The sequence below is a fragment of the Rhodoplanes sp. Z2-YC6860 genome (assembly GCF_001579845.1).
Classification (GTDB): Bacteria; Pseudomonadota; Alphaproteobacteria; order Rhizobiales; family Xanthobacteraceae; genus Z2-YC6860.
In genome coordinates, this window is record NZ_CP007440.1 from 5,060,340 (window position 1) to 5,081,579 (window position 21,240).

Here is a 21,240-nt window from a genome sequence, read left to right on the forward strand (position 1 = left end):
CAGACAGGCTTCCGCCCGGGTTTTCCCGCCCGGCGGGGAGGGAAAACTGTCGCCTCGATCGACCGTTTAAAGGCTCAGTCCAAGGGCCGAACGGGTGCCGGTTTGGGTACCCGATGACTATGTAAGGGATGCGTCAAAAACACTGAGCACGGCTGGGCTTTAAGGGCCTCGGCCGAAGAGAAAATGTCGGCACTGAGGGGTGCCGCGCGCAACGACAAGGGGCCATACCAAGATGCGGATCGAACGGCGCTACACCAAAGACGGCCAGTCCCCCTACGCGGACATCGCGTTCCGCCTGACGACAAGCGAGATCCGGAATCCGGATGGCTCGATCGTGTTCAAGGCTGAGAACGTGGAGGTTCCCGAGTCCTGGTCGCAGGTGGCGTCGGACGTCCTGGCGCAGAAGTATTTCCGCAAGGCCGGCGTGCCCGCCGCCCTGAAGAAGGTCGAGGAAGAGACCGTCCCCTCCTTCCTGTGGCGCTCGGTGGCCGATACGGCCGCGCTCGAGGCGCTGCCCGAGAAGGAGCGCATCATCGGCGAGCGTTCCAGCAAGCAGGTGTTCGATCGTCTGGCCGGCACCTGGACCTACTGGGGCTGGAAGGGCGGCTACTTCGATAGCGAGAACGACGCCCAGGCGTTCTTCGACGAGTTGCGCTTCATGCTCGCCTCGCAGATGTGCGCGCCGAACTCGCCGCAGTGGTTTAACACCGGCTTGCACTGGGCCTACGGCATCGACGGCCCGAGCCAGGGCCACCACTACGTCGACTTCAAGACCGGCAAGCTGACCAAGTCGAAGTCGTCCTACGAGCACCCGCAGCCGCACGCCTGCTTCATCCAGTCGATCGCCGACGACCTCGTCAACGACGGCGGCATCATGGACCTGTGGGTGCGCGAGGCGCGCCTGTTCAAGTACGGCTCCGGCACCGGCACGAACTTCTCGTCGCTCCGCGGCGAAAACGAGCGGCTCGGCGGCGGCGGCAAGTCCTCCGGCCTGATGAGCTTCCTCAAGATCGGCGACCGCGCGGCCGGCGCGATCAAGTCGGGCGGCACGACGCGCCGCGCCGCCAAGATGGTGATCGTCGACGCCGAGCATCCCGACATCGAGCAGTTCATCGACTGGAAGGTGAAGGAGGAGCAGAAGGTCGCGGCGCTGGTCACCGGCTCCAAGATCAACCAGAAGCACCTCAAGGCGGTGCTGAAGGCCTGCGTCAATTGCGAAGGCTCGGACGACGACTGCTTCCAGCCGGAGAAGAACCCGGCGCTGAAGCGCGAGATCAAGCTCGCGCGCAAGAGCCTGGTGCCGGACAACCTGATCCAGCGCGTCATCCAGTTCGCGCGGCAGGGTTACAAGGACATCGACTTCCAGATCTACGACACCGACTGGGACAGTGAGGCCTACCTCACCGTCTCCGGCCAGAACTCCAACAACTCGGTGCGCGTCACCGACGAGTTCCTGAAGGCGGTCGAATCCGACGGCGCCTGGGACCTCACCTGGCGCACCAAGCCCGGCAAGATCGCCAAGACGCTGAAGGCGCGCGAGCTGTGGGAGAAGATCGGTTACGCGGCCTGGGCCTGCGCCGATCCGGGCCTGCAGTACCACACCACCGTCAACGACTGGCACACCTGCCCGGCGTCGGGCCCGATCCGTGGCTCGAACCCGTGCTCGGAGTACATGTTCCTCGACGACACCGCCTGCAATCTCGCCTCGCTGAACCTGCTCACCTTCCGCGACGAGAAGACCGGCACGTTCGATGTCGTGGGCTATGAGCACGTCGTGCGGCTCTGGACCGTCGTGCTCGAGATCTCGGTGCTGATGGCGCAATTCCCGTCGAAGGAAATCGCCCAGCTCTCCTACGAGTACCGCACGCTCGGTCTCGGCTACGCCAACATCGGCGGGCTGCTGATGTCGTCCGGCATCGGCTACGACAGCGATGCCGCGCGCGCGATCGGCGGTGCGTTGACCGCGATCATGACGGGCGTTTCTTATGCGACGTCGGCCGAGATGTCGAAGGAGCTCGGCCCCTTCCCCGGCTTCAAGAAGAACCGCGACCACATGCTGCGCGTGATCCGCAACCACCGCCGCGCGGCGCACGGCGAGCGGGGCGGCTACGAGAAGGTCGCGACCCCGCCGGTGCCGCTCGACCACAAGGGCATTGCCGACACGCACGCCGGCTATCACGCGCTCTCGGCGCACGCGAAAGCGGCGTGGGACAACGCGCTGAAGCTCGGCGAGGAGCACGGCTATCGCAACGCGCAGGCCACCGTGATCGCGCCGACCGGCACGATCGGCCTGGTGATGGACTGCGACACCACCGGCATCGAGCCCGACTTCGCGCTGGTGAAGTTCAAGAAGCTCGCCGGCGGCGGCTACTGGAAGATCATCAACCGCGCGGTGCCCGAGGCGTTGCGCGCGCTGGGCTACAGCGAAAGCCAGATCGGCGAGATCGAGGTCTATGCGGTCGGCCATGGCTCGCTCGGCCAGGCGCCCGGCATCAACCACACCACGCTGAAGGCCAAGGGCTTCTCGGACGAGTCGATCGCCAAGATCGAGAAGGCGCTGCCGACCGCCTTCGACATCAAGTTCGCCTTCAACAAGTGGACCTTGGGCGAAGACGTGCTGCGCAACGAGCTAGGCGTTCCGGCCGAGGCCCTCGCCTCGCCGGCGTTCGACCTGCTCGCGCATCTCGGCTTCAGCAAGCGCGAGGTCGAGGCCTGCAACGTGCATGTCTGCGGCGCGATGACGGTCGAGGGCGCGCCGCACCTGAAGGTCGAGCACTACGGCGTGTTCGATTGCGCCAATCCGTGCGGCAAGATCGGCAAGCGGTATCTGTCGGTCGAGAGCCACATCCGCATGATGGCTGCGGCGCAGCCGTTCATCTCGGGTGCGATCTCCAAGACCATCAACATGCCGAACGACGCCACGGTGGAGGACTGCAAGTCCGCCTATCTCCTCTCGTGGAAGCTCGCGCTGAAGGCCAACGCGCTCTACCGCGACGGCTCCAAGCTCAGCCAGCCGCTGCAGAGCCAGCTCATCGCCGACGAGGACGATGAGGATGACGCGATGGAAGCGTTCATCGACAAGCCGCAAGCGGCGCGCACCGCGATGGCCGCCGAGCGCGTGGTCGAGAAGATCGTCGAGCGCATCACTGTGCTGCGCGAGCGCGAAAAGCTCCCGGGCCGGCGCAAGGGTTACACCCAGAAGGCCGTGGTGGGCGGCCACAAGGTGTACCTGCGCACCGGCGAATACGAGGACGGCCGGCTCGGCGAGATCTTCATCGACATGCACAAGGAGGGCGCGGCTCTCCGGTCGTTGCTCAACAACTTCGCCATCGCGATCTCGCTGGGTCTCCAGTACGGCGTCCCCTTGGAAGAGTATGTCGACGCCTTCACGTTCACCCGCTTCGAGCCGCAAGGCCCGGTGCAAGGCAACGACACTATCAAGTACGCCACCTCGATCCTCGACTACGTGTTCCGCGAGCTCGCGATCTCCTACATGGAGCGCTTCGATCTCGCCCACGTCGACCCGAGCGAGGCGGACTACGGCGCGCTCGGCAAGGGCGAGTCCGAAGGCCGCGCGGAAGCCACGCCCGGCACCAAGTATGTGTCGAAGGGCCTGACCCGCTCGCGCACCGACAAGCTTGCGGTGGTCAGCGCGCCCGCCTCGCAGCCGTCGAGCGACGCCAACCGCAGCGTTCCGATCGCGGCCAACGTCACGGCGCTGCACGCCGTGGGCGCGACCGCGCTCAAGACCGAGCCCGAGGCCAAGCTGTCACCGGCGCAGGCGCTCGAAACCCTGCCCTGGCAGGAGCCCAAGCGCGAAGCGAAGGCGCAGGTCGCCGAGCGTCGCGCCGAGGCGAAGGCCAAGGGCTACGAAGGCGAGATGTGCGGCGAGTGCTTGAACTTCACGCTGGTGCGGAACGGCACTTGTATGAAGTGCGACACATGCGGCAGCACGACGGGGTGCAGCTAAAAAGAACGGCAGAGCCTGAATAACGTACGGGCCCGCATCGCAAGGTGCGGGCTCGTTTACTGCCGTAGCTCACCACAGTCTTCTTGGCTCTTGCGGCTTTGGCATTAGCCCATCGGTGTCCGGAATGTGGAAGACCATCACCGTGAGGAAAATCTCTCGTGTTGGATCGTCTGGCTTTCCGAAGGTAAACCGCTGGCGGGATTCGCTGTGGACCTGTGGGCCACGCTTCATGGCCGGGTGACCGGCAACGGTCTCCATAATCGTCTTCAGCGGCTGGGTGATACCCTTACGCTTTACGAACACTACCAAGGCGGCTTTGGTGTCGCGCCACGTCAAATAGTCGAGAAGCTGATCGACTGCGTCTTTGATGCCCTGCTCCGTGCTCCAAATCTTACATTCACCTATGAAGAGGTTCCTGTCTTTCTCTCGGACGAGAATGTCAGTCTTGCCGCTGCGATTGAAGGTCTCTCCTGAAGCGTTTCCTTTGTAGTGGCCGTTGAGCTGAAGAAGGAAATGGTCGCGAATTTCCTCTTCCTTGAGCTTGGCGAACGTGCGGGGACTGCGCTCCATCAAGCGCGCCATGCCGCTTAAAACCTCAAGGATGTGCTGATACTCGCCCTCATCGATAGTTGGCTCAGGATCGAATGTCACCCCATTCCGGGGCGGCGTTATCAGACGAGGTGTAATGATCCGTTGCAGTTCCTGCGTAATGTACGTGGGCGGCGCATCCTCACGTCGTACCATCTGATAACCGAGGGAAGCAGCGATGTGCCTTGCATTTAGAATTTGCCGTTTTCGTTTCTCGACGTATTCGCGAGTCTTGGTTCGCAAATCCTCGTTGAACGCATGGAGGATGACATTTTGCGCTAAAACGTAGGCGATGATCTTAGTGATCTGCCCATCAATTTCCTGCTTAACCGCCTCTTGCGTGAGGTCTTCACCGTACACGGCAATGAGCACACTGCCGGTCGGATTTCCTTCTTCAATCTTTGCTTTGAGGATAGTCGCGCCTGGTGTGTTGGGAATCCAGTGATTGAACATCCCCCTCGCGCCGATAAACGGGAACGCCACCTCGAATTTAAAGCCGTTGTCCAACGAGTGCCGAGTATGTCCATCTTCATCTAGGTACGATCCGATCGCCTGCGGGACGCGAGAGACGCCCTGTTCTCGGTAGATTGTGAGCGGCGGAATGAATGTCTGCTTGTAGACGTGTTCGACAAGATCCTCCGTCGGTGTTGCAAGCAGGGCGTCATCCATACGATCGTTGACTATCCACTCGATCTTGCCCTCCTGCTGGCTCATCGTGTCCGCCAGATCACGTTGATTGAAGAGCTCTGGATAATCCGTGGGAAAAATCCGCATGAGATTCCGGCTTCGGTTTCAACGTAGGATGGGATTGAGGCGCGAAGCGCCGAGCCCACGATCTTTAGCTATCATATCGCCGAAACTGGTTGGTGGGCACACTCCGCTATTACTGACCTCGGGCTGGTAGCTCCGCTAAACACACGTTACAGCCCGGCCGGAATGATGGACCGGCACGCGAGTGGCCGGCGAACGCCACGGACGAAGCGATGCACGGCGAATCAGCCAGGGCGCCGCGATGGCAGTTTGCCGGCCCACAGGCTCGCTCGACGGGCTGAGATCAAATTGATAAGCCCTCTCCGCAGAGGGGCGTTGAGTCGAGACATGACCGTCGCGATCGAGATGGGGCACACGACGGCAGGTGTCTCGGCCGCATTGGATCTCGAAGAGCTGCTGGCGACCCGTCTTCTGGTGCAGGGCAATTCGGGCTCCGGCAAATCCCATCTGCTGCGCCGGCTGCTGGAGCAGAGCGCTCCCTGGGTGCAGCAGACCATCATCGACCCCGAAGGCGACTTCGTCACGCTGGCCGACCGTTTCGGCCACGTGGTGATCGATGCCGAGGACCATACCGAGCGGGGTCTACAGGTCGCCGGCGAGCGAGCGCGCATCCATCGCGTCTCCACCGTGCTCAATCTCGAGGGGCTCGACGCCGAGAACCAGATGCGGCGCGCCGCTGCCTTCCTTGGCGGGATTTTCGAGGTCGCCCGCGACCACTGGTACCCGATGCTGGTGGTGGTGGATGAGGCACAGCTGTTCGCGCCGGCTGTCGCCGGCGAGGTTACGGACGAGGCCCGCAAAGTCTCTCTCGGCGCCATGACGAACCTGATGTGCCGCGGACGCAAGCGCGGGCTTGCGGGGGTGATCGCAACCCAGCGGCTGGCGAAGCTCGCCAAGAACGTCGCGGCCGAGGCTTCCAATTTCTTCATGGGCCGCACCTTCCTGGATATCGACATGGCGCGCGCTGCCGACCTTCTCGGCATGGAGCGGCGACAGGCGGAAGCCTTCCGGGACCTGGAGCGCGGGCAATTCATGGCGCTGGGACCGGCCCTCTCCCGCCGCCCGCTGGGGCTGCGGATCGGTGAAACGGAGACCCGGCCGCGCAATGCCATCCCGCGGCTGATGCCGATGCCTGAAGCGGCCCTGCAGGACGCACGCGCCATCATCCTGGCAGACTCGCCAGCCGAGACTATCCGGCCGCAGCCCCGCCCCCGGCCGTCGTCGCCGGACCTCCTGAGCCAGCTCATGGCAGCGAAGTCCGAAGCGCTGGAGATTGGTCCCGAAGCGGTGGACCAGCAACTCAGCGACGCGGAACTGGCGGAGCGGCGCGCGCGGCTGGACCGTATCCTGCGCGCCATCCTGTCGGAGCCCGACGCGGGATTCCGCGCCGTCGGCATCCTCCATCAGGAGTTCGTGGTCCGCTGCCGGATTGAGGGCCTCGGTTCAGCCTTGCCGGACCTCAGTCACTTCCAGCGGATGCTGACACACGCCCGCGCCGGGCTCGACACTGTGGTCGAGGATGACGCCTGGCGGGACGTCTCGGAGCGAGCCACCGTTCTGCCTCAGGATACGCAAGGCATCTTCATGATGATTGCCCGCGCCGCGAAGGAGGGTTGGCCCTGCCCGAGCGATGCAGCGATTGCCCGTGCCTATGGCACACACTCGTTGCGCCGCGCGCAGCGCCTGCTGACCTATATCGAGGAACAGGGCCTCATCGTCTGCCGCACTGACGGCGCCGGCCGGCGGATCGTGACGCTCGTCGAACTGGCCTGGACCACAGCGCCGGGCGATCCCAATGCCAAGGAACTGCCGGCGGAGGAAGGCTGCAGCAGTTTGCCTCTGCGGGCGTGACGCTCAGCAAGCGCACCTCCTGTGCACTACGACCGCACAGCTTTCCCTTCTGGCGAGCCGGTCATCCATCCCATGAATCGTCCACCGAGCCAGCCGATCAAACCCAGGAACGGTATCGGCGCGAGCGGCGCAAAGACAAGAAGGCCAATGCCGGAGTCTGGCTCGAGAAAACTCGGATATGGGCCGAACCAGAGCGGGATGCTGAGCATGGCCTGAATAACGCCGATGCCCTGCCCGGCATCGAAGACGTTGGACACCATCTCGGGCGCCAGGAAGAATAGCGGCACGTTGAGAAAAGACATCAGGGTCGCGGAAAGCCACATCGCAGACCGGGCCGATCCGGAGTTCGGCGACAGCCGGCACGTCACGTACAAAGCAACAAATCCCCAGTTCATGAGCGCGAAATCGAGGGGAAGCTGAAAAATGAAAGTCGAAAATCGATATCCGGATGGAGCGGCCTGCAACAGACCGGATTGGTAGCCAAGATAGATCAGCGTGGCGACTGCGCTTGGACCGATGGAAACCGTCAGGAACGCAATCAGCGGCACTTGAGTCCAGGCGAGCGACCGGCCGTCTGCAGAGACCGCGTGTCGTCCCTTGAAGTATGCGAGCAATACCGCCAGCAGCATCACTGCGAGGGCTGAGTGTTTGAACAGGTCGCCGGCCAGCGGAAGCATGGCGTCACGATTCGGCTGCGGCGTATCGAAATGCGTCTTTCATCGACGGGCCAACCTCTTTCTGACGCGCTCAATCGCCTCCGGACCATCCGGGTCGGACGGCACCAATTCGGCGAACCTCTTGTAGTCTGCCAACGCGCGTTGCAGATCGAGCTTCAGTTCCCACGACGAACCGCGGCCAAAGAACGCCATTGCATCGTTCGGATTGAGCCGGATCGCTTGGCTGAAATCTTCAATGGCGCGCTCGTATTGGTCCTTGAACACGTACGCGCGACCGCGGTTCTTGAACGCAGGTGCGTGGTTTGGTTTGAGACGGATCGCCTGGTTGAAATCCTCGATGGCGCGGTCGTGTTGGTCTTTGTTCTCGTACGCGAGGCCGCGGTTGTTGAACAAATCTGCGTCGTTCGGACTGAGCCGGATCGCCTGGTTCAAATCCTCGAGCGCGCGGTCATATTGCCGTTTAGCGAAATAGGCCTGAGCACGGTTGCTCAATGCTCCCGAACTGGTCGGATCGAGCTTGAGCGCCTGGCTGCAATCGTCAATGGCTTTGTCGTATTCCTGCTTGTCGGGCCACTCGGCGCAACGATTGGAAAGAAGCGCGGCAAGCTCACGACCGCTGTATCGGCCGGAATCAATGGCCCGGGTGCACGCAGCGATGGCTGCGTCGCCGGATTCGTTCGTGCACATCTCGCCGTCGTCGGCCGCAGCGGCCGGCCCCGCCAGCCAGACGGCCGAAGTGAGTGCCAAAACCGCCAGCGTGCCGCGCAGAATTGACGTCATAGGAATGGTCCCTGGAATACCAGCTTGGAATCGGCCGTCGCCTGGCGACCCGACTGAATCTCGTGCATGGCTCTTGGTCGTTGGCACGGGGCAGACGGTTCAAACCTCCGCACGAAATGATGGCCGTCGCGTCACGTTTTGAACTCACCGGCCCAATACGCTGACCAGCAAACGTCAAGCACACGGCGCGTCAGAGCAGATGCGACACCGGCTCGCATCGCAATGCGGGGAGCGGTGTTAATCTATGCCCTCGGAAGTTCCAACGCTGGCCACTGCCCGTCATTGGAACCACCGAACCGATAACGCGCGAAGCCCAGGAAGACCGTGATGGCTCAGATGATCTTGTCGGCCGCTCTCATGCATGGCCTCGGACATCAACCCGGCGCGTGGCGGGTTCGCGGCGGCCCTGCGACGGACTATGTCTCGCCGGACATGTACGCGGCCATTGCGCGCAAGGCGGAGGAAGGCAAGCTGCATGTGCTCTTCCTGGCCGAGCAGATCACCAACCAGGAGGTCGGGGCGCAGCGCCCGTGCGGCGCGATGGATACCGCCTCGGTCCTGTCCTACATGGCGGCCGTCACCAGCCGGATCGGGCTCGTCGGCACGGCGTCGACCACCTACAACCAGCCCTACGATCTGGCGCGGCGCTTCGCCACGCTGGATCATCTGTCGAAAGGCCGGGCCGGCTGGAACTGCGTGACGACGGCGCACGCCGTCGCGGCCCAGATGTTCGGCACCGGCAGCCATCCGGAGGCGCCGCAGCGCTACAGCCGGGCCGACGAATTCCTCGACGTCGTCATCAAGCTTTGGGAAAGCTGGGAGCCGGACGCGCTCGTCGGCGACAAGACGAACAACGTCTTCGCCGATCCTGCCAAGATCCACGCGATCAATCACGCCGGCGAGAACTTCTCGGTGCGCGGGCCTCTGCCCTTTCCGCGCTCGCGCCAGGGCCGGCCGCTGATCTTCCACGCCGGCTCTTCACCGACGGGCCGCGACCAGGCGGCGAAGTTTGCCGACGTGGTGTTCACGGCGCAGCACACCACCGAGGGCGCGAAGGCGTTCCGGACGGATCTGCGGCGGCGCGCGCAGGCGCACGGGCGGCACCCGGACTCCATCAAGATCTTGCCGGGCATGAACGTCGTCCTCGGCGAGACCGTCCAGGAGGCGCAGCGCAAGAAGGCGGCGCTCGACGGCGCGCAGACGCTCGATCAGTTGCTGGCGACGATGGCGCGGATTTGCGGCGTTCCCCCCGCGCTGCTGCGCGACCATCTGGACCGGCCGTTTCCGGTTGCGGAATTCCCCCCGGACGCGGAGCTCAAGAACGGAGTCGGCTGGCGCAAGAGCATCATCGATCTCGCGACGGAGGAAAACCTCACGACTCGCGAGGTGCTGACGCGCGCGCCGAGCTCTCATCATCACATCGTCGGCACCGCGGCCGACGTTGCTGACGCCATGGGGGAGAGGCTCGCAGCGCAAGCGGCCGACGGCTTCACCATGATGGTCGACATGCTGCCCGACGGCGTGAACGATATCGTCGACCTGCTGGTGCCGGAGTTGCAGCGGCGCGGCCTGTTCCACAAAGAGTACAGCCACCGCTACCTCCGGGACATGCTCGGCCTCGAGGCCGGCACGCCGCAGGAAGCGCGCTACGACACGCGCGTGCCCGCATAGTCGTCATCCCGCCCGCCTGCCATTCCCACCGCTCACAGGAGAACCGTGATGCCTGGCACCGTTCGATTGCACCGCGTGCTCACGACCAAGCCCGACAAGGTCTACCGCGCCTTCCTCGAAGCCGACGCCGTGGCGAAGTGGCTGCCGCCCAACGGCTTCACCTGCACGGTGCATCAGCTCGAGGCGAAAACCGGCGGCACCCACAGGATGTCGTTTCGCAACTTCACCACGGGCGGGAGCCATTCGTTCGGCGGCAAATATCTGGAGCTCGTGCCCGGAGAGCGGTTGCGCTACACGGACAAATTCGACGATGCCAATCTGCCGGGCGAAATGCAGGTCACGGTGACGCTCAGGGCGGTCGCCGTCGGCACCGAGGTGAACATCGTGCAGGAGGGCATACCCGACGCCATTCCGCCGGAGGCTTGCTATCTCGGCTGGCAGGAGTCGCTGCGCAATCTCGCCCGCCTCGTCGAGCCGGACATCAATCAATAGCGAGTGTCGAAGCACCAGACGTAGGGTGGGTTAGCGCCGAAGGCGCGTAACCCACCCCTAGAGCGGTTCACAATTTGACGGAAGCGTATCCGGCGTTTGCGAAGTAGTTGCTGCATTCGCGGGGGCCTATGGTTGTGACGAGGCTGCCGATTTGGCGCCAGACATCGTCGATGGTGCGCCTTTGAGCCATGCGCATCCAATGTTTGATCTTGGCGAAGGCCTGCTCGATCGGATTGAGGTCCGGCGAGTAGGGCGGCAGGTACCAGAGCCTGGCTCCGGCTGCTCTTATGATCTGTCGCAGCACGGCAGCCTTGTGGCTTCCGAGGTTGTCCATGACGACAATATCGCCGGCCTTCAGTGCGGGAACGAGTTGCTGCTGGACATAGGCTCGGAAGCACTCGCCGTTGATCGGGCCATCGAACACGCAAGGGGCTGTGAGGCCGTCGTGGCGGAGCGCGCCGAGGAAGGTCAGCGTCCGCCAATGACCATGCGGCGCGTAAGCTCGCAGGCGATCGCCCTTGCGTCCCCATCCGCGCAGCGGGGCCATGCTGGTCTTGATCCAGGTTTCGTCGATGAAGACCAAACGCCGTGGATCGAGACCGGCCTGCCAGGATCGCCAGCGCTTTCGTCTGCGGGCGATGTCGGCCCGGGCCTGTTCAAGCGCGAACAGTGTTTTTTTTGAACCGCAGGTCTTCGCGCCGCAGGAACAGCCACACGGCATTGTGCGAGACCTTTACCCCACGCGCGGCAAGTTCGTCCTTCAGCCCATGCAGGGTCAGATGCGGGGTCTGTCTGATGCGCTCCAGGATGAAGGCCCGATGCGGATCGAGCACCGGCTTGCGATATCCACCCATCTTGCTCGGCGACACTGAGCCAGTCGTCCGATAGCGCTGAGACCACTTCACCACCGACGACACCGCCACGCCGAACCGCGAAGCCACCGTCCGGCAGCTCTCACCGTTCCGCACCGCCGCAACGACACGCTCACGCAGATCATTGGACAGAGGTCGGGTCATGAGCTGCTGGCCTCCAACCCAGCCAGCAGCTTGAATCACAATTCGAAGCCCAGCGGAATCCCCAGCGATTCAGAAAAGAAGTGAACCGCTCTAGATACGCGGATAGAGCCGGTGGTGGGTTACGGCGCTGCGCGCCTAACCCCACCCTACGGTCTGCAGCCCGATTTAGAGCGGCTGGTCCGGCATGCTGATCGTCCGCCACATGTGAGCCACCGGCGAGTTGTCGTAACCCAGGCCTTCCTTCGGCTGCTTGAAGTTGCGGCCGATGATGTCGACGAACTCGTCGATCGACACGACGACATTGGGATCGAACGCGTAGAAGTCGTTCACGGTGACCAGCCGCGCGTCCATGTACCAGCGATGGTTCCGCGCGTACTTGTAGTCCGCCACCACATGCGGCAGCGGCTCGTAGTCGATGCCGAAGGTCTGGAAATAGCTCTTCGGGTACTCGTAGCCGACCGACGGATCCGGGAAGAACCGGAGCGCCTGGTGGTAGCGGATCGCGAAGGCCACCCGCTCCGACACATACGGCTCGATGAGCTGCGCGCCCCAATAGCCGTGATCGGCCTTCATCAGCACCTGGGCGGCATCGTGCAGCAGGCAGGCCAGCACGATCTCCTCGGGTTCGCCGCGGTCCTTCGCGAGCTTGGCGCTCTGCAGCAGATGCGCCGAGATGTGCCCCGGCTCGAGACGCAGCCGGAAGAAGTCGACCAACGTGGGCTTGGCCGGCATCTTCTGCAGCCGCGGCACCGTCAGGCCGGTGACGTCCGGGTTCGCGACCTTGCTGTCGTAGTTGAACGTGAACAGCCGGCCGACGCCGCGGCGGTAGCCCCGCTTGTCGACCAGGTCCTCGTATTCCTTGACAGTCGGAAACGTTTTGCCGCCCGCACGCGCCGCGACCGCGGCGTTGAGGAGTTGCGTCTGATAGTCCTCCAGCGCGTCCGCGCGCGCCTCATGATCCATCCGGCTCACGGCCTCGGGGCCGCCCAGGCTCCGGATCAGATCGCTCGGTTCGAAATCCATGATGGGGCTCCTGCCGCTGCCGTTTGCCGCTGTCGTTCGGAACGAGAACCATTCTAGCGCGTTTTCGGTGCTTGAGCGCGGCTATTTGTCGGCATGGCCCTGTTGCAGCAAACGTAGGGTGGGTTAGCGCCGGAGGCGCGTAACCCACCGCTGAATATGATCGTGGAGCCCATGGTGGGTTACGGCGCTGCGCGCCTAACCCACCCTACGACCTGCCCTGAGGCCTCAGTCGTCTATTGCAGCGGCAGACCGCTCGCCTTCACCTGAGCGGCCCAGGTCTTCATTTCGCTCACCGTGAAGTCGCGCTGATAGGCCGGCGTTCTCCGCTCCGCGGCGACCGGCTCGATGCCGGCGCGGCGCAATTGCTCGATCGTCGCAGGGCGGTCGAGCGTCTTCTTGCTGGCGTCCGAAAGCTTCTGCACGATCTCGTCCGGTGTGCCCTTGGGGAACAGGAACGACGACCAGAAATAGGAATCGACGCCGGACAGGCCCTGCTCCTTCGACGTGGTCAGATCCGGAAACAGCGCGGAGCGCTCGGCCGTCAGCAGCGCGATCGGCCTCGCCTTGCCGCTCTCGATCGGCGGACGCGCCGCGGCGCCAAGCGCGCAGAGATAGTCGAGCTGCCCGCCCATCAGGTCCTGCGCGGCGAGGCTCGAGCTGCGATAGGGCACATGGACCGTTTCGATGCCGAGCGCCGCATTGAGCTTGGCGCAGGCGAAATGCGATCCGGAGCCGACGCCCGCCGAGCCGAACTGCATCTTGGCCTGGTTGGCCTTGGCGTAGGTCGCGAACTCGGACAGCGTCTTGATCGGCAGGTCGGCGCGCACGATCAGCACGATCGGCTGCTCGACCACGAGGCCCGCCGGCGCAAAGTCCTTGACGGTGTCGTAGGGCGGCTGCTTCTGCAGCGCCGGCGCGATCGCGAGCGTGTCCACCGTGCCGAACAGGACCTGATAGCCGTCCGGCGCCGCGCGCGAGACTCGGATCGTGCCGGTCATGCCGGCCGCGCCGGCAACATTCTCGACAATGAGCTGCTGACCCAGGATCTCGGACATGCCGACGTTGAGGATACGCGCCGCCGTATCGGTCGAGCTGCCGGCCGCGAATGGCACCACCACGGTGACCGGCCGCGTCGGCCAGGTTTCCGCCGAAGCCGGAACGGCCACAGCAAGCGCACCAAGCGCCAGCAACGCAAGACGAAACGGAATTCTCATAAGGCTCTCCCAACCACCGGCGCTCAACAATCGCGCAGCCGGTGGACGATTACCAGAGCCGAAAACCGGCAATCTGTGCATGGGACTGCGCCACGGCGCCGCGCACCAAGCGGCACCGGCGCGGCAGCCATGTTCCGCGGCGCATAGCCAACGTCCGCGCGGCCTGTGCTAGAAGCCACCGCCAACAGACAACATCGAGGGATGGGAATGCCCAACAGAACTGCCAACAACAATTTCTACAAGAACACGATCCGCTGCGCCATCGCCGCCCTTCTCCTGGCCATCCCGCTCTCGCCATCGAACGCCGCCGGCTATCCGGAACGCAACGTCCGCTTCATCATCCCGTTCTCGGCGGGCGGCGGCGCCGATGTGCTGCTGCGGATCGTCGCCAACGCGCTGGCGGATCACTGGGGCAAGCCGACCGTCGTCGAGAACCGCGCCGGCGGCAACACGGTGGTCGGCACTGTCGCGGCGATCAACAGCACGGCCGACGGCTACACGCTGCTCTTCGCCGGCGACCAGAGCATCACGATCAATCCCGTCATGATGAAGGTGCCCTACTCGGTCGAGAAAGACCTGGTGCCGATCACGCTCATCGCGAAGAACCCGATGCTGCTGGTGATCACCAACGATCTGCCCGCCAAGAACCTCAAAGAGTTCATCGCGCTCGCCAAGGCCAAGCCGCAAAGCATCATGTTCGGGTCGTCGGGCGCGGGCAGCATCCAGCGCCTGGTGATGGAGCTCATGGCGCAAGGCGCAGGCATCCAGCTGGTCCACGTGCCCTACAAAGGATCGAACGAAGCCGTGACCGCGATGCTCGGCGGCGAGATCCAGGCGGACTACAACGGCGTCGCGAACTTCGTGCAGCTCCTCGAGACGGGCAAGCTCCGCGCGCTCGCGGTCGCGACCGACGTGCGGTCGTCGCAGCTTCCTGACGTGCCGACCGTCAAGGAGGCAACCGACGGCCAGATCAGCAACCTCGACACCGGCTCCTGGTTCGGCCTGTTCGCGCCGGCCGGAACGCCGCCCGCCATCGTCGCGCAGGTGCAGAAGGACATCGCAGCCGTGCTGGCCAAGCCCGAGGTCCGCAAAACGGTCGAGGCGCGCGGCTTCATTCCGGTCGCCAGCACGCCCGAGCAGTTCGCCGAAGCCATCAAGTCGGACACGGCGGCCTGGCAGAAGGTGATCAAGGACGCCAACATCAAAGCGGAATAGGATCACATGATCACGCCACCCGCAGACTGGCCCTCCATCCGCATCGCCGCCGGCTTGATCGTCGATCATGCCGGCCGCGTGCTGCTGGTGCGAAAGCGCGGCACCACGACCTTCATGCAGGCCGGCGGCAAGATCGAGCCGAACGAGAGCGCCTATCAGGCACTGATCCGCGAACTCGACGAGGAACTCGGCTTTGCAGCCGAGCCGCATGCGCCGGAATATCTCGGCGCGTTCACAGCGGTGGCCGCGAACGAGGAGAAATGCGTCGTCAAAGCCGACGTGTTCTATATCCGCGCCGATCTCGACGTGTCGCCTGCGGCCGAAATCGAGGAGGTGGTATGGATCGCGCCCGGCGACGTCAGCCTGCCGCTTGCGCCTCTGACACGCGATTATCTTCTGCCGATCGCACAGCAACGAGTGGCGGCGCCATGACCAAGACCGCAGCGGCACTCGCATTGCTCCTGTCGCTCGGCGCGAGCTCGGCCCACGCCGCGCCTGCGGGCAAACCTGACTTTCTCGGCAAATGGACCATCGTGTCGTCGCAGCCCGCGCCTTGGAGCAAGCCTGGCGGCAAGCCCGTCGCGAGCGACCTCAAGGCGCTGATCGGCCACGACGTGACGTTCCGTAAGGACCGGATCGACGCGCCCTCGCCGCTCCGCTGCCGCAAGCCGCATTACGAGATCAAGGCGTACACGCCGGATCTGCTGTTCCAGGGAAGCCTCACCGATCCGGACAAGCAGGCGACGGCGCTCGGCTACGGCAAGTCCATGGCCACGCTCGAAACCGGCTGCGAGGGCGCGTTCGACTTTCACTTCCTCGACAACGATAGCGCGATGTTCGGCTTGAACAACCGCCTCTACAGGCTCGAACGCAAGAAGCCGTGAGGCGGCCTCACCTCTTGCCGCGCATGCCGTCGATGCTGATCGGTCCGCCGCCGGTGCAGGCCAGGATCAGGAACACGAAGCAGAACAGCACGGCGGGCTCGCCATTGTTGGTCAGCGGAAAGAAACCGCGCGGTGCGTGGCCCATGAAATAAGCGAACGCCAGATGGCCCGCCAGGATGAAGGCGGCGAAACGCGAGAACAGACCGACCAGCAGCAGCGCACCAAACGTAAGCTCGATCACCCCGGCAAACCAATAGAGCGAGAACAGCGCCGGCGCCTTCATCGCCATGGGGAAACCGAAGAACTTCGACAGCCCATGCTGAAGCAGCAGCAGCGCCGTCATGATCCGGACGAAGCTCAGCACGTAGGGCAGAAGCCGGTCGGCGGTTTGGGCGAGTGGCATCAGGTCGATTCTCCGTGGTTCCCAATGACAGGCTAGCAAAGCCGCAACCGGCCTGATTTCACATTTTCATGAGGGATGGAGCCCTGTGGGGCTCGCCCTGGCGCGAGGAGCTGGGCTATATCCGCCTGCCACACGAACCATGCTAAGAAGCTGCGAAACGGAGGCTGGCCGAGATGTCGAAGCAAGATATGCGCGAGGAGGCCGAGCGGCTGATTCGCGAGGCCATGGCCAAGAAGACCATCACGGTGAAGCAGGGCAACACCCGGATCGAGGCGGTGTGCGGCAAATGCGGCGCGCCCAATCGCGTCACCGCCCAGCCCGGCGAGACCCGGGTCGAATACACCTGCAAGGAATGCGGCCAGAAGCAGAAGACGCTTTGAGGCATCGCCGCAGGTCACGCATGGCCGCCGCGCGGTCTGTGGATATTTTCCGCCAAGCGACTACCTTCCCAGCATGGCTCCCGCAAAGACCCGCCGCCTGACCGATCGCGATTTCGAGCGGATCGCCCGCGCGCTCGCCGAGCCGCGCCGCTACGAGATGCTCAAGGCCATCGGCCAGTGCGAGGAGCCGACGGCGTGCAGCTCGCTGCACAAGTGCCAGAACATCAGCCCGGCCACCCTCTCCCACCATCTGAAAGAGCTCGAGACCGCGGGCCTGATCGAGATCGTGCGTGAGGGCAAGTTCGCCAATCTCAAGCTCCAGCGCGACGTGCTGCAGGCGTATCTGGATCGCCTGGCGAAGATTTAAGGGCTCTCTCCGGTGTCATTCCGGGACCGCGCGCAGCGCGGGACCCGGAATCCAGACATAAAGGCGGCGATTGCCGCTGGATTCCGGGTTCGCTCCCTGACGCGAGCGCCCCGGAATGACGTCGGAGTGACTTTTCTCACACATGTCTGTTTGCCCTTGAGCCCAGGCCTTGCAGATCGGCTTCCGCCCCATATTTCGACGTTCATCGAATTATCGAACAGACTGCAACTGGGAGAATGATCATGAGCAATCTCAAGGGCAAAGTGGCCGTCGTGACCGGCGCCTCGAAGGGCATCGGCGCGGGCATCGCCAAAAGCCTGAGCGCCGCCGGCGCATCCGTCGTCATCAATTACGCATCCAGCAAGGAAGGCGCCGATCGCGTCGTCGCTGAGATCACCGCCAAGGGCGGCAAGGCCGTTGCCGTGAAAGGCGATGTCGCCAAGGCCGCCGACGTGCAGCACATTTTCGACGAAACCAAGAAGGCCTTCGGCCAGGTGGACGTGCTGGTGAACAATGCCGGCGTCTACGCCTTCAGCCCGCTGGAGAGCATCTCGGAGGACGATTTCCACCGGCACTTCAACACCAACGTGCTCGGCACGATCCTGGCCACCAAAGAGGCCGCCAAGCATTTCGGCGAAGGTGGCGGCAGCGTGATCAACGTCAGTTCGGTCGTCAGCAAGGTGGCCGTACCGGGAGCCTCGGTCTATTCGGCGACGAAGGGGGCCGTTGATACGCTCACCCGGACGCTCGCCGCGGAGCTCGGGCCCCGCAAGATCCGCGTCAACGTCATCGCGCCGGGCGGCGTCGAGACCGAAGGCACGCACACTGCGGGCGTCATGGGCAGCGACTTCGAGAAGCAGATCGTGGCGCGCACCGCGCTTGGCCGCTTCGGCCAGCCTGATGACATCGCCAAGGTCGCCGTCTTCCTCGCTTCCGACGAATCGGCCTGGATGACCGGCGAACGGCTCGAAGCCTCGGGCGGCTACAATTAAGACTGTGGATCACGCGCGGCGCCCGCCAGTTGTCCCCTGCTGGCGGGCGCCGTTTGATGCCCCGACAATCCAGGTTTTACGCTAGAATCGGCATGCGATTTCGTCGGGTAAACGAGAGGTGAATCCCGGAAAAAATAGAGTCTGAGACTCTTGGCGGGAGTCTCGCCATGCTTCCTGCAGCGATTCTCGATTGTGTGCGGAGCGTGCCATGAACAACAAGACACTGGTCCTGGGACTGCTGCTGGCCTGCATCGCCAACGTGATCTGTCTCGTCGGCTATCTGTGATCTGGCACCGCTGAACGAACCCACACCGGACCTCTGCGTTGTCTGCCCGCCACCGCGGCGGCCTAACCCTTCAGCAACGCGACGGCGGCCTCCAGTCGCAGCAATTCGTCATCCGTCTCGAGCACGGACTGCTTCTTTGCCACCGAGCTCGGAGCCAACTGCGCGATCAGATCGGCGAGTGCGCCCGGCTGCGTTATGTTCTCGGCACGAATCATGAGGCGGGACCGCAGATCGGCGCTCAGGCCGCGAACCTGCGCATTTGCCGCGAAGGCTTTGAACGCCTCTATGGCGGCCCGTACCTGCTCTGCCGCGATCGCCTCGTCCTCGGGTTTACTCTGAATCAGCTGAGCCTTTGCGTGCCGGCGGCCGCTATCGTCGACGACGGCGACAATCTTTGCGCGTTGCCTCCCCCGCATGGTCAGCTTCATCGTTCCCTCGGCCGGCTTCGTCCCCAGATCGTCAGCCGTCGCGTCCGCGACCTCCAGGACGTCAGCGACGACCCCGACGTCGTAAATGCCATCCCGGCGAGGGTGGTCCTCCTGCGCCTCCTTCTGAGCGACGAGCAGGACCTCGAACCCGCCGCGGCGGGCCTCGGCCAGGGCCTTTTTGGACATCTCGCGACCGACGAACAGCGGCGCTGTCTGCTTCGGAAACAGAACGAAATCGCGGATCAGGATCAGCGGTCCGGACCACCTGTCGACGGCGGCGACCGCCGACGAATCGGACGCGCGGTCAATCGCGGCCGACAAGATGTTCCAGTCTTTAGCGCCAAAGATCTTGGCCGTGATTTCGAGGCATTCGGAGTGGCTGAGCACTGCGCCCTTCGGGGCGAGTTCTGCGCGCAAGGTCTGCGCCATAGCCTTCGCGTCGCGAAAATCGCGCATGGATCACCTTTGCATGGGCGGACGAGATGATCAGGTGCTTGCGTTGCTGACCCGTCCGCTCAGGGCAAAGGGTCAAGATCAATGTGATACGTTCACCATACCCGGTGGGTGCAAGCGGCAGGTCGTATCAACCGTGAGCGGAATCTTGGAGCGGGCACGTTTCGCTGTCAATGGAATTTGCTTGTCATTTGCGACCAGCGCCGCCGTGCGAGCCCGCGGGCTGGGTCCGCGCGAAGCGCCCTACTCTTCCGGCTCGGTGGTGAAGAACAGCGGATACCCCTTGCTCTTGCCGAGTTCGGTCGCTTCCTTGGCCTTGGTCTCGGCAACGTCGCGGGTGTAGACCGCGATCACGCAGGCGCCGCGGCGGTGCGCCGTCATCATCACCCGGTTGGCGGTTTCCTCGCCCATCCGGAATACAGCCTTGAGCACCAGCACGACGAATTCGCGCGGCGTGTAGTCGTCGTTCAGCAGGATCACCTTGTAGAGCGGCGGCCGCTTGGTCTTTGGCGCCGTCTTGGTCTTGGTGGTGGTGTCGGGCTTCACAATCGTCTTGTCGGCCATCGTCTCGCCAACCATATCCCTGCCGATCTCGGAAGCTCCCGCGGGAACTTCCGTACCGGTTTTCGTAAGATTGTTGGTTTTTGGATTATAGTGTCTCGCCGGCCGTCATCCCAGACACGTTCAACCGGAATGTCGCGTGGCCAAACCGGCGCAGGCTCGCTACCATCCCACCATTAAGGTAGAGATTCCAGGGAGATGCCCAAGCATGACGCGGTCCAACATTCTTTATCTCGTTGTTGGCGCGCTTGCCGTGGCAGTAGCCGTACTCGGCTATCAGCTTTATCAGGATCGCAAGAAGCCCGAAGGCGTGAACATCAATCTCGGCCCCGGCGGCATCTCGATCGAGAAGAAATGACGGGAGCGAAGTGATGCGAGCCTTCATGTTCGCGGTGACCCTTGCGCTCGGCGCGGTCACCGCCTGCCAGGCCGCTGAGATCAAGGTGATTTCGGCCAACGGCATGCGCGACGTCATCGCCGACACCAAGGCGCCGTTCGAGTCCGCGACCGGCCACCGCCTCACTGTCACGGTGGTCGAGACCGGCGAAATTCGCCGCCGGGTGCTTGGCGGGGAGAATTTCGACGTGATCATCGTGCCGCGCACCGCCGCGGACGATCTCGAGCAGCGCGGCAAGATCGTGCCGGGCACCACGGTGGCGCTGATCCGCGTCGACTTCGGCCTCGCAGTCGCGTCCGACGGCCCGCGGCCCGAGGTCAGCACGCCGGAGGACTTGAAGCGCACCCTGCTCGCAGCCAAGACGGTGCTGATCACCGATCCCAAGACCGGCGGCGTCAGCGGCGTGCACTTCATGGAGGTGCTCGACAAGCTCGGCATCACCGAACAGATGAAGGACAAGCTGGTGCCAAGCACCGGCGGCCAGTTTCACGCCCGCCGTGTGGTCAGCGGCGAAGCCGACATCGCAGTGCAGGCCGAGCATGAGATCCGCTGCACGCGCGGGGCGACCTTCCTGCCCTATCCGGCGGTGTTCCAGCAGACCGTCACGTTCCTGGGCAGCGTCGGCACGGCGAGCAAGGAGATGGAAGCTGCCAAAGCCTACTTGGCGTTTCTCACCGGTCCCACGGCGCTCACCTCGATCAAAGCGCACTGCCTGACGCCGGGCTAGAAACCGATTCAACTTCGTTGAATCAGTTCCGCCGCTCCTTGTGCTGCTTGGGCATGATCCTTTCCGAAAACCGCTTCACACTTTTCGGGGGTCA

Annotated in this window: 21 protein-coding genes; 12 read left to right on the forward strand and 9 right to left on the reverse strand. The window is 63.8% G+C overall.

Annotated features, from left to right (window positions below):
• Window positions 1-232 precede the first annotated feature (232 nt).
• Entirely contained in the window at window positions 233-3,970 is a 3,738-nt protein-coding gene (locus tag RHPLAN_RS23700; RefSeq protein WP_068022854.1) for a vitamin B12-dependent ribonucleotide reductase, read from the forward strand.
• A gap of 69 nt (window positions 3,971-4,039) precedes the next feature.
• Here RHPLAN_RS23700 and RHPLAN_RS23705 read toward each other — a convergent pair whose 3' ends face one another.
• Window positions 4,040-5,332, reverse strand: coding sequence for a hypothetical protein (locus RHPLAN_RS23705; RefSeq protein ID WP_068022856.1), 1,293 nt, complete (start codon window positions 5,330-5,332; stop codon window positions 4,040-4,042).
• A gap of 324 nt (window positions 5,333-5,656) precedes the next feature.
• Between RHPLAN_RS23705 and RHPLAN_RS23710 the strand changes: the two genes are divergently transcribed.
• A complete protein-coding gene (locus RHPLAN_RS23710) occupies window positions 5,657-7,180 on the forward strand; it encodes a helicase HerA domain-containing protein (RefSeq protein WP_068022858.1) in 1,524 nt (507 codons plus the stop codon).
• 26 nt (window positions 7,181-7,206) lie between these two features.
• On the opposite strand, the gene RHPLAN_RS23715 is transcribed toward RHPLAN_RS23710, so the two are convergent.
• Both RHPLAN_RS23715 and RHPLAN_RS23720 read right to left on the reverse strand, forming a co-directional pair.
• Window positions 7,207-7,857 carry a hypothetical protein gene (locus RHPLAN_RS23715; protein ID WP_068022862.1) on the reverse strand — a complete coding sequence of 217 codons (651 nt, stop codon included), beginning with the start codon at window positions 7,855-7,857 and terminating at the stop codon, window positions 7,207-7,209.
• Between the two features lie 39 nt (window positions 7,858-7,896).
• Window positions 7,897-8,637, reverse strand: coding sequence for a tetratricopeptide repeat protein (locus RHPLAN_RS23720; RefSeq protein ID WP_068022865.1), 741 nt, complete (start codon window positions 8,635-8,637; stop codon window positions 7,897-7,899).
• A 336-nt stretch (window positions 8,638-8,973) separates the two neighbouring features.
• On the opposite strand from RHPLAN_RS23720, the gene RHPLAN_RS23725 reads away from it, so the two are divergent.
• Together RHPLAN_RS23725 and RHPLAN_RS23730 are read left to right on the forward strand one after the other, a co-directional pair.
• Window positions 8,974-10,308 (forward strand): NtaA/DmoA family FMN-dependent monooxygenase, encoded by a 1,335-nt coding sequence (locus tag RHPLAN_RS23725; RefSeq protein ID WP_198164461.1) that lies wholly within the window; start codon window positions 8,974-8,976, stop codon window positions 10,306-10,308.
• 48 nt (window positions 10,309-10,356) lie between these two features.
• Window positions 10,357-10,800: an SRPBCC family protein gene (locus tag RHPLAN_RS23730; protein WP_068022871.1), complete on the forward strand. Its 444-nt coding sequence runs from the start codon at window positions 10,357-10,359 to the stop codon at window positions 10,798-10,800.
• Between the two features lie 67 nt (window positions 10,801-10,867).
• Here RHPLAN_RS23730 and RHPLAN_RS38525 read toward each other — a convergent pair.
• The 3 genes from RHPLAN_RS38525 to RHPLAN_RS23750 form a co-directional block, all read right to left on the reverse strand.
• Window positions 10,868-11,816 (reverse strand): IS630 family transposase gene (locus RHPLAN_RS38525; protein ID WP_157099989.1). Its coding sequence is split into 2 segments (ribosomal slippage): window positions 10,868-11,479 and window positions 11,481-11,816, totalling 948 coding nucleotides; the frame shifts between segments, so codons are not numbered across the junction.
• A 165-nt stretch (window positions 11,817-11,981) separates the two neighbouring features.
• Complete coding sequence (locus tag RHPLAN_RS23745; protein ID WP_068022874.1) at window positions 11,982-12,839, reverse strand: HD domain-containing protein; 858 nt, start codon at window positions 12,837-12,839, stop codon at window positions 11,982-11,984.
• Window positions 12,840-13,072: 233 nt separating this feature from the next.
• A complete protein-coding gene (locus RHPLAN_RS23750) occupies window positions 13,073-14,053 on the reverse strand; it encodes a Bug family tripartite tricarboxylate transporter substrate binding protein (RefSeq protein ID WP_068022877.1) in 981 nt (326 codons plus the stop codon).
• A 207-nt stretch (window positions 14,054-14,260) separates the two neighbouring features.
• Between RHPLAN_RS23750 and RHPLAN_RS23755 the strand changes: the two genes are divergently transcribed.
• The 3 genes from RHPLAN_RS23755 to RHPLAN_RS23765 are packed head-to-tail and all read left to right on the forward strand — an operon-like array spanning window position 14,261 to window position 16,152.
• The gene (locus tag RHPLAN_RS23755; protein ID WP_068022881.1) at window positions 14,261-15,268 is read left to right on the forward strand and encodes a Bug family tripartite tricarboxylate transporter substrate binding protein; all 1,008 of its coding nucleotides are present in this window, start codon (window positions 14,261-14,263) and stop codon (window positions 15,266-15,268) included.
• Window positions 15,269-15,274: 6 nt separating this feature from the next.
• Window positions 15,275-15,700 (forward strand): NUDIX hydrolase, encoded by a 426-nt coding sequence (locus RHPLAN_RS23760; RefSeq protein WP_068022883.1) that lies wholly within the window; start codon window positions 15,275-15,277, stop codon window positions 15,698-15,700.
• Entirely contained in the window at window positions 15,697-16,152 is a 456-nt protein-coding gene (locus RHPLAN_RS23765; protein ID WP_068022886.1) for a hypothetical protein, read from the forward strand. Before RHPLAN_RS23760 ends, RHPLAN_RS23765 begins: the two co-directional genes overlap by 4 nt.
• 7 nt (window positions 16,153-16,159) lie before the next feature.
• On the opposite strand, the gene RHPLAN_RS23770 is transcribed toward RHPLAN_RS23765, so the two are convergent.
• A complete protein-coding gene (locus tag RHPLAN_RS23770; protein WP_068022888.1) occupies window positions 16,160-16,555 on the reverse strand; it encodes a DoxX family protein in 396 nt (131 codons plus the stop codon).
• 173 nt (window positions 16,556-16,728) lie between these two features.
• Here RHPLAN_RS23770 and RHPLAN_RS23775 point away from each other — a divergent pair, with 173 nt between their 5' ends.
• The 3 genes from RHPLAN_RS23775 to RHPLAN_RS23785 all read left to right on the forward strand — a co-directional run bounded on the left by RHPLAN_RS23775 (window position 16,729) and on the right by RHPLAN_RS23785 (window position 18,294).
• Window positions 16,729-16,935, forward strand: coding sequence for a hypothetical protein (locus RHPLAN_RS23775; protein ID WP_068022890.1), 207 nt, complete (start codon window positions 16,729-16,731; stop codon window positions 16,933-16,935).
• A gap of 73 nt (window positions 16,936-17,008) precedes the next feature.
• Window positions 17,009-17,302, forward strand: a complete 294-nt coding sequence (locus RHPLAN_RS23780) for an ArsR/SmtB family transcription factor (RefSeq protein WP_068022893.1) — start codon at window positions 17,009-17,011, stop codon at window positions 17,300-17,302.
• A gap of 242 nt (window positions 17,303-17,544) precedes the next feature.
• Window positions 17,545-18,294 (forward strand): SDR family NAD(P)-dependent oxidoreductase, encoded by a 750-nt coding sequence (locus tag RHPLAN_RS23785; RefSeq protein ID WP_068031738.1) that lies wholly within the window; start codon window positions 17,545-17,547, stop codon window positions 18,292-18,294.
• Window positions 18,295-18,642: 348 nt separating this feature from the next.
• Here RHPLAN_RS23785 and RHPLAN_RS23790 read toward each other — a convergent pair whose 3' ends face one another.
• Window positions 18,643-19,464, reverse strand: a complete 822-nt coding sequence (locus RHPLAN_RS23790; protein WP_068022896.1) for an LON peptidase substrate-binding domain-containing protein — start codon at window positions 19,462-19,464, stop codon at window positions 18,643-18,645.
• A 240-nt stretch (window positions 19,465-19,704) separates the two neighbouring features.
• Window positions 19,705-20,025 (reverse strand): ATP-dependent Clp protease adapter ClpS, encoded by a 321-nt coding sequence (gene clpS / locus RHPLAN_RS23795; protein WP_068031741.1) that lies wholly within the window; start codon window positions 20,023-20,025, stop codon window positions 19,705-19,707.
• Between the two features lie 205 nt (window positions 20,026-20,230).
• On the opposite strand from clpS, the gene RHPLAN_RS40220 reads away from it, so the two are divergent.
• Together RHPLAN_RS40220 and modA are read left to right on the forward strand one after the other, a co-directional pair.
• Entirely contained in the window at window positions 20,231-20,380 is a 150-nt protein-coding gene (locus RHPLAN_RS40220; RefSeq protein WP_198164462.1) for a hypothetical protein, read from the forward strand.
• 13 nt (window positions 20,381-20,393) lie between these two features.
• On the forward strand, window positions 20,394-21,146 hold the full coding sequence (gene modA / locus RHPLAN_RS23800) for a molybdate ABC transporter substrate-binding protein (RefSeq protein ID WP_068022899.1): 753 nt from the start codon (window positions 20,394-20,396) through the stop codon (window positions 21,144-21,146).
• The last annotated feature ends 94 nt before the right edge of the window (window positions 21,147-21,240 follow it).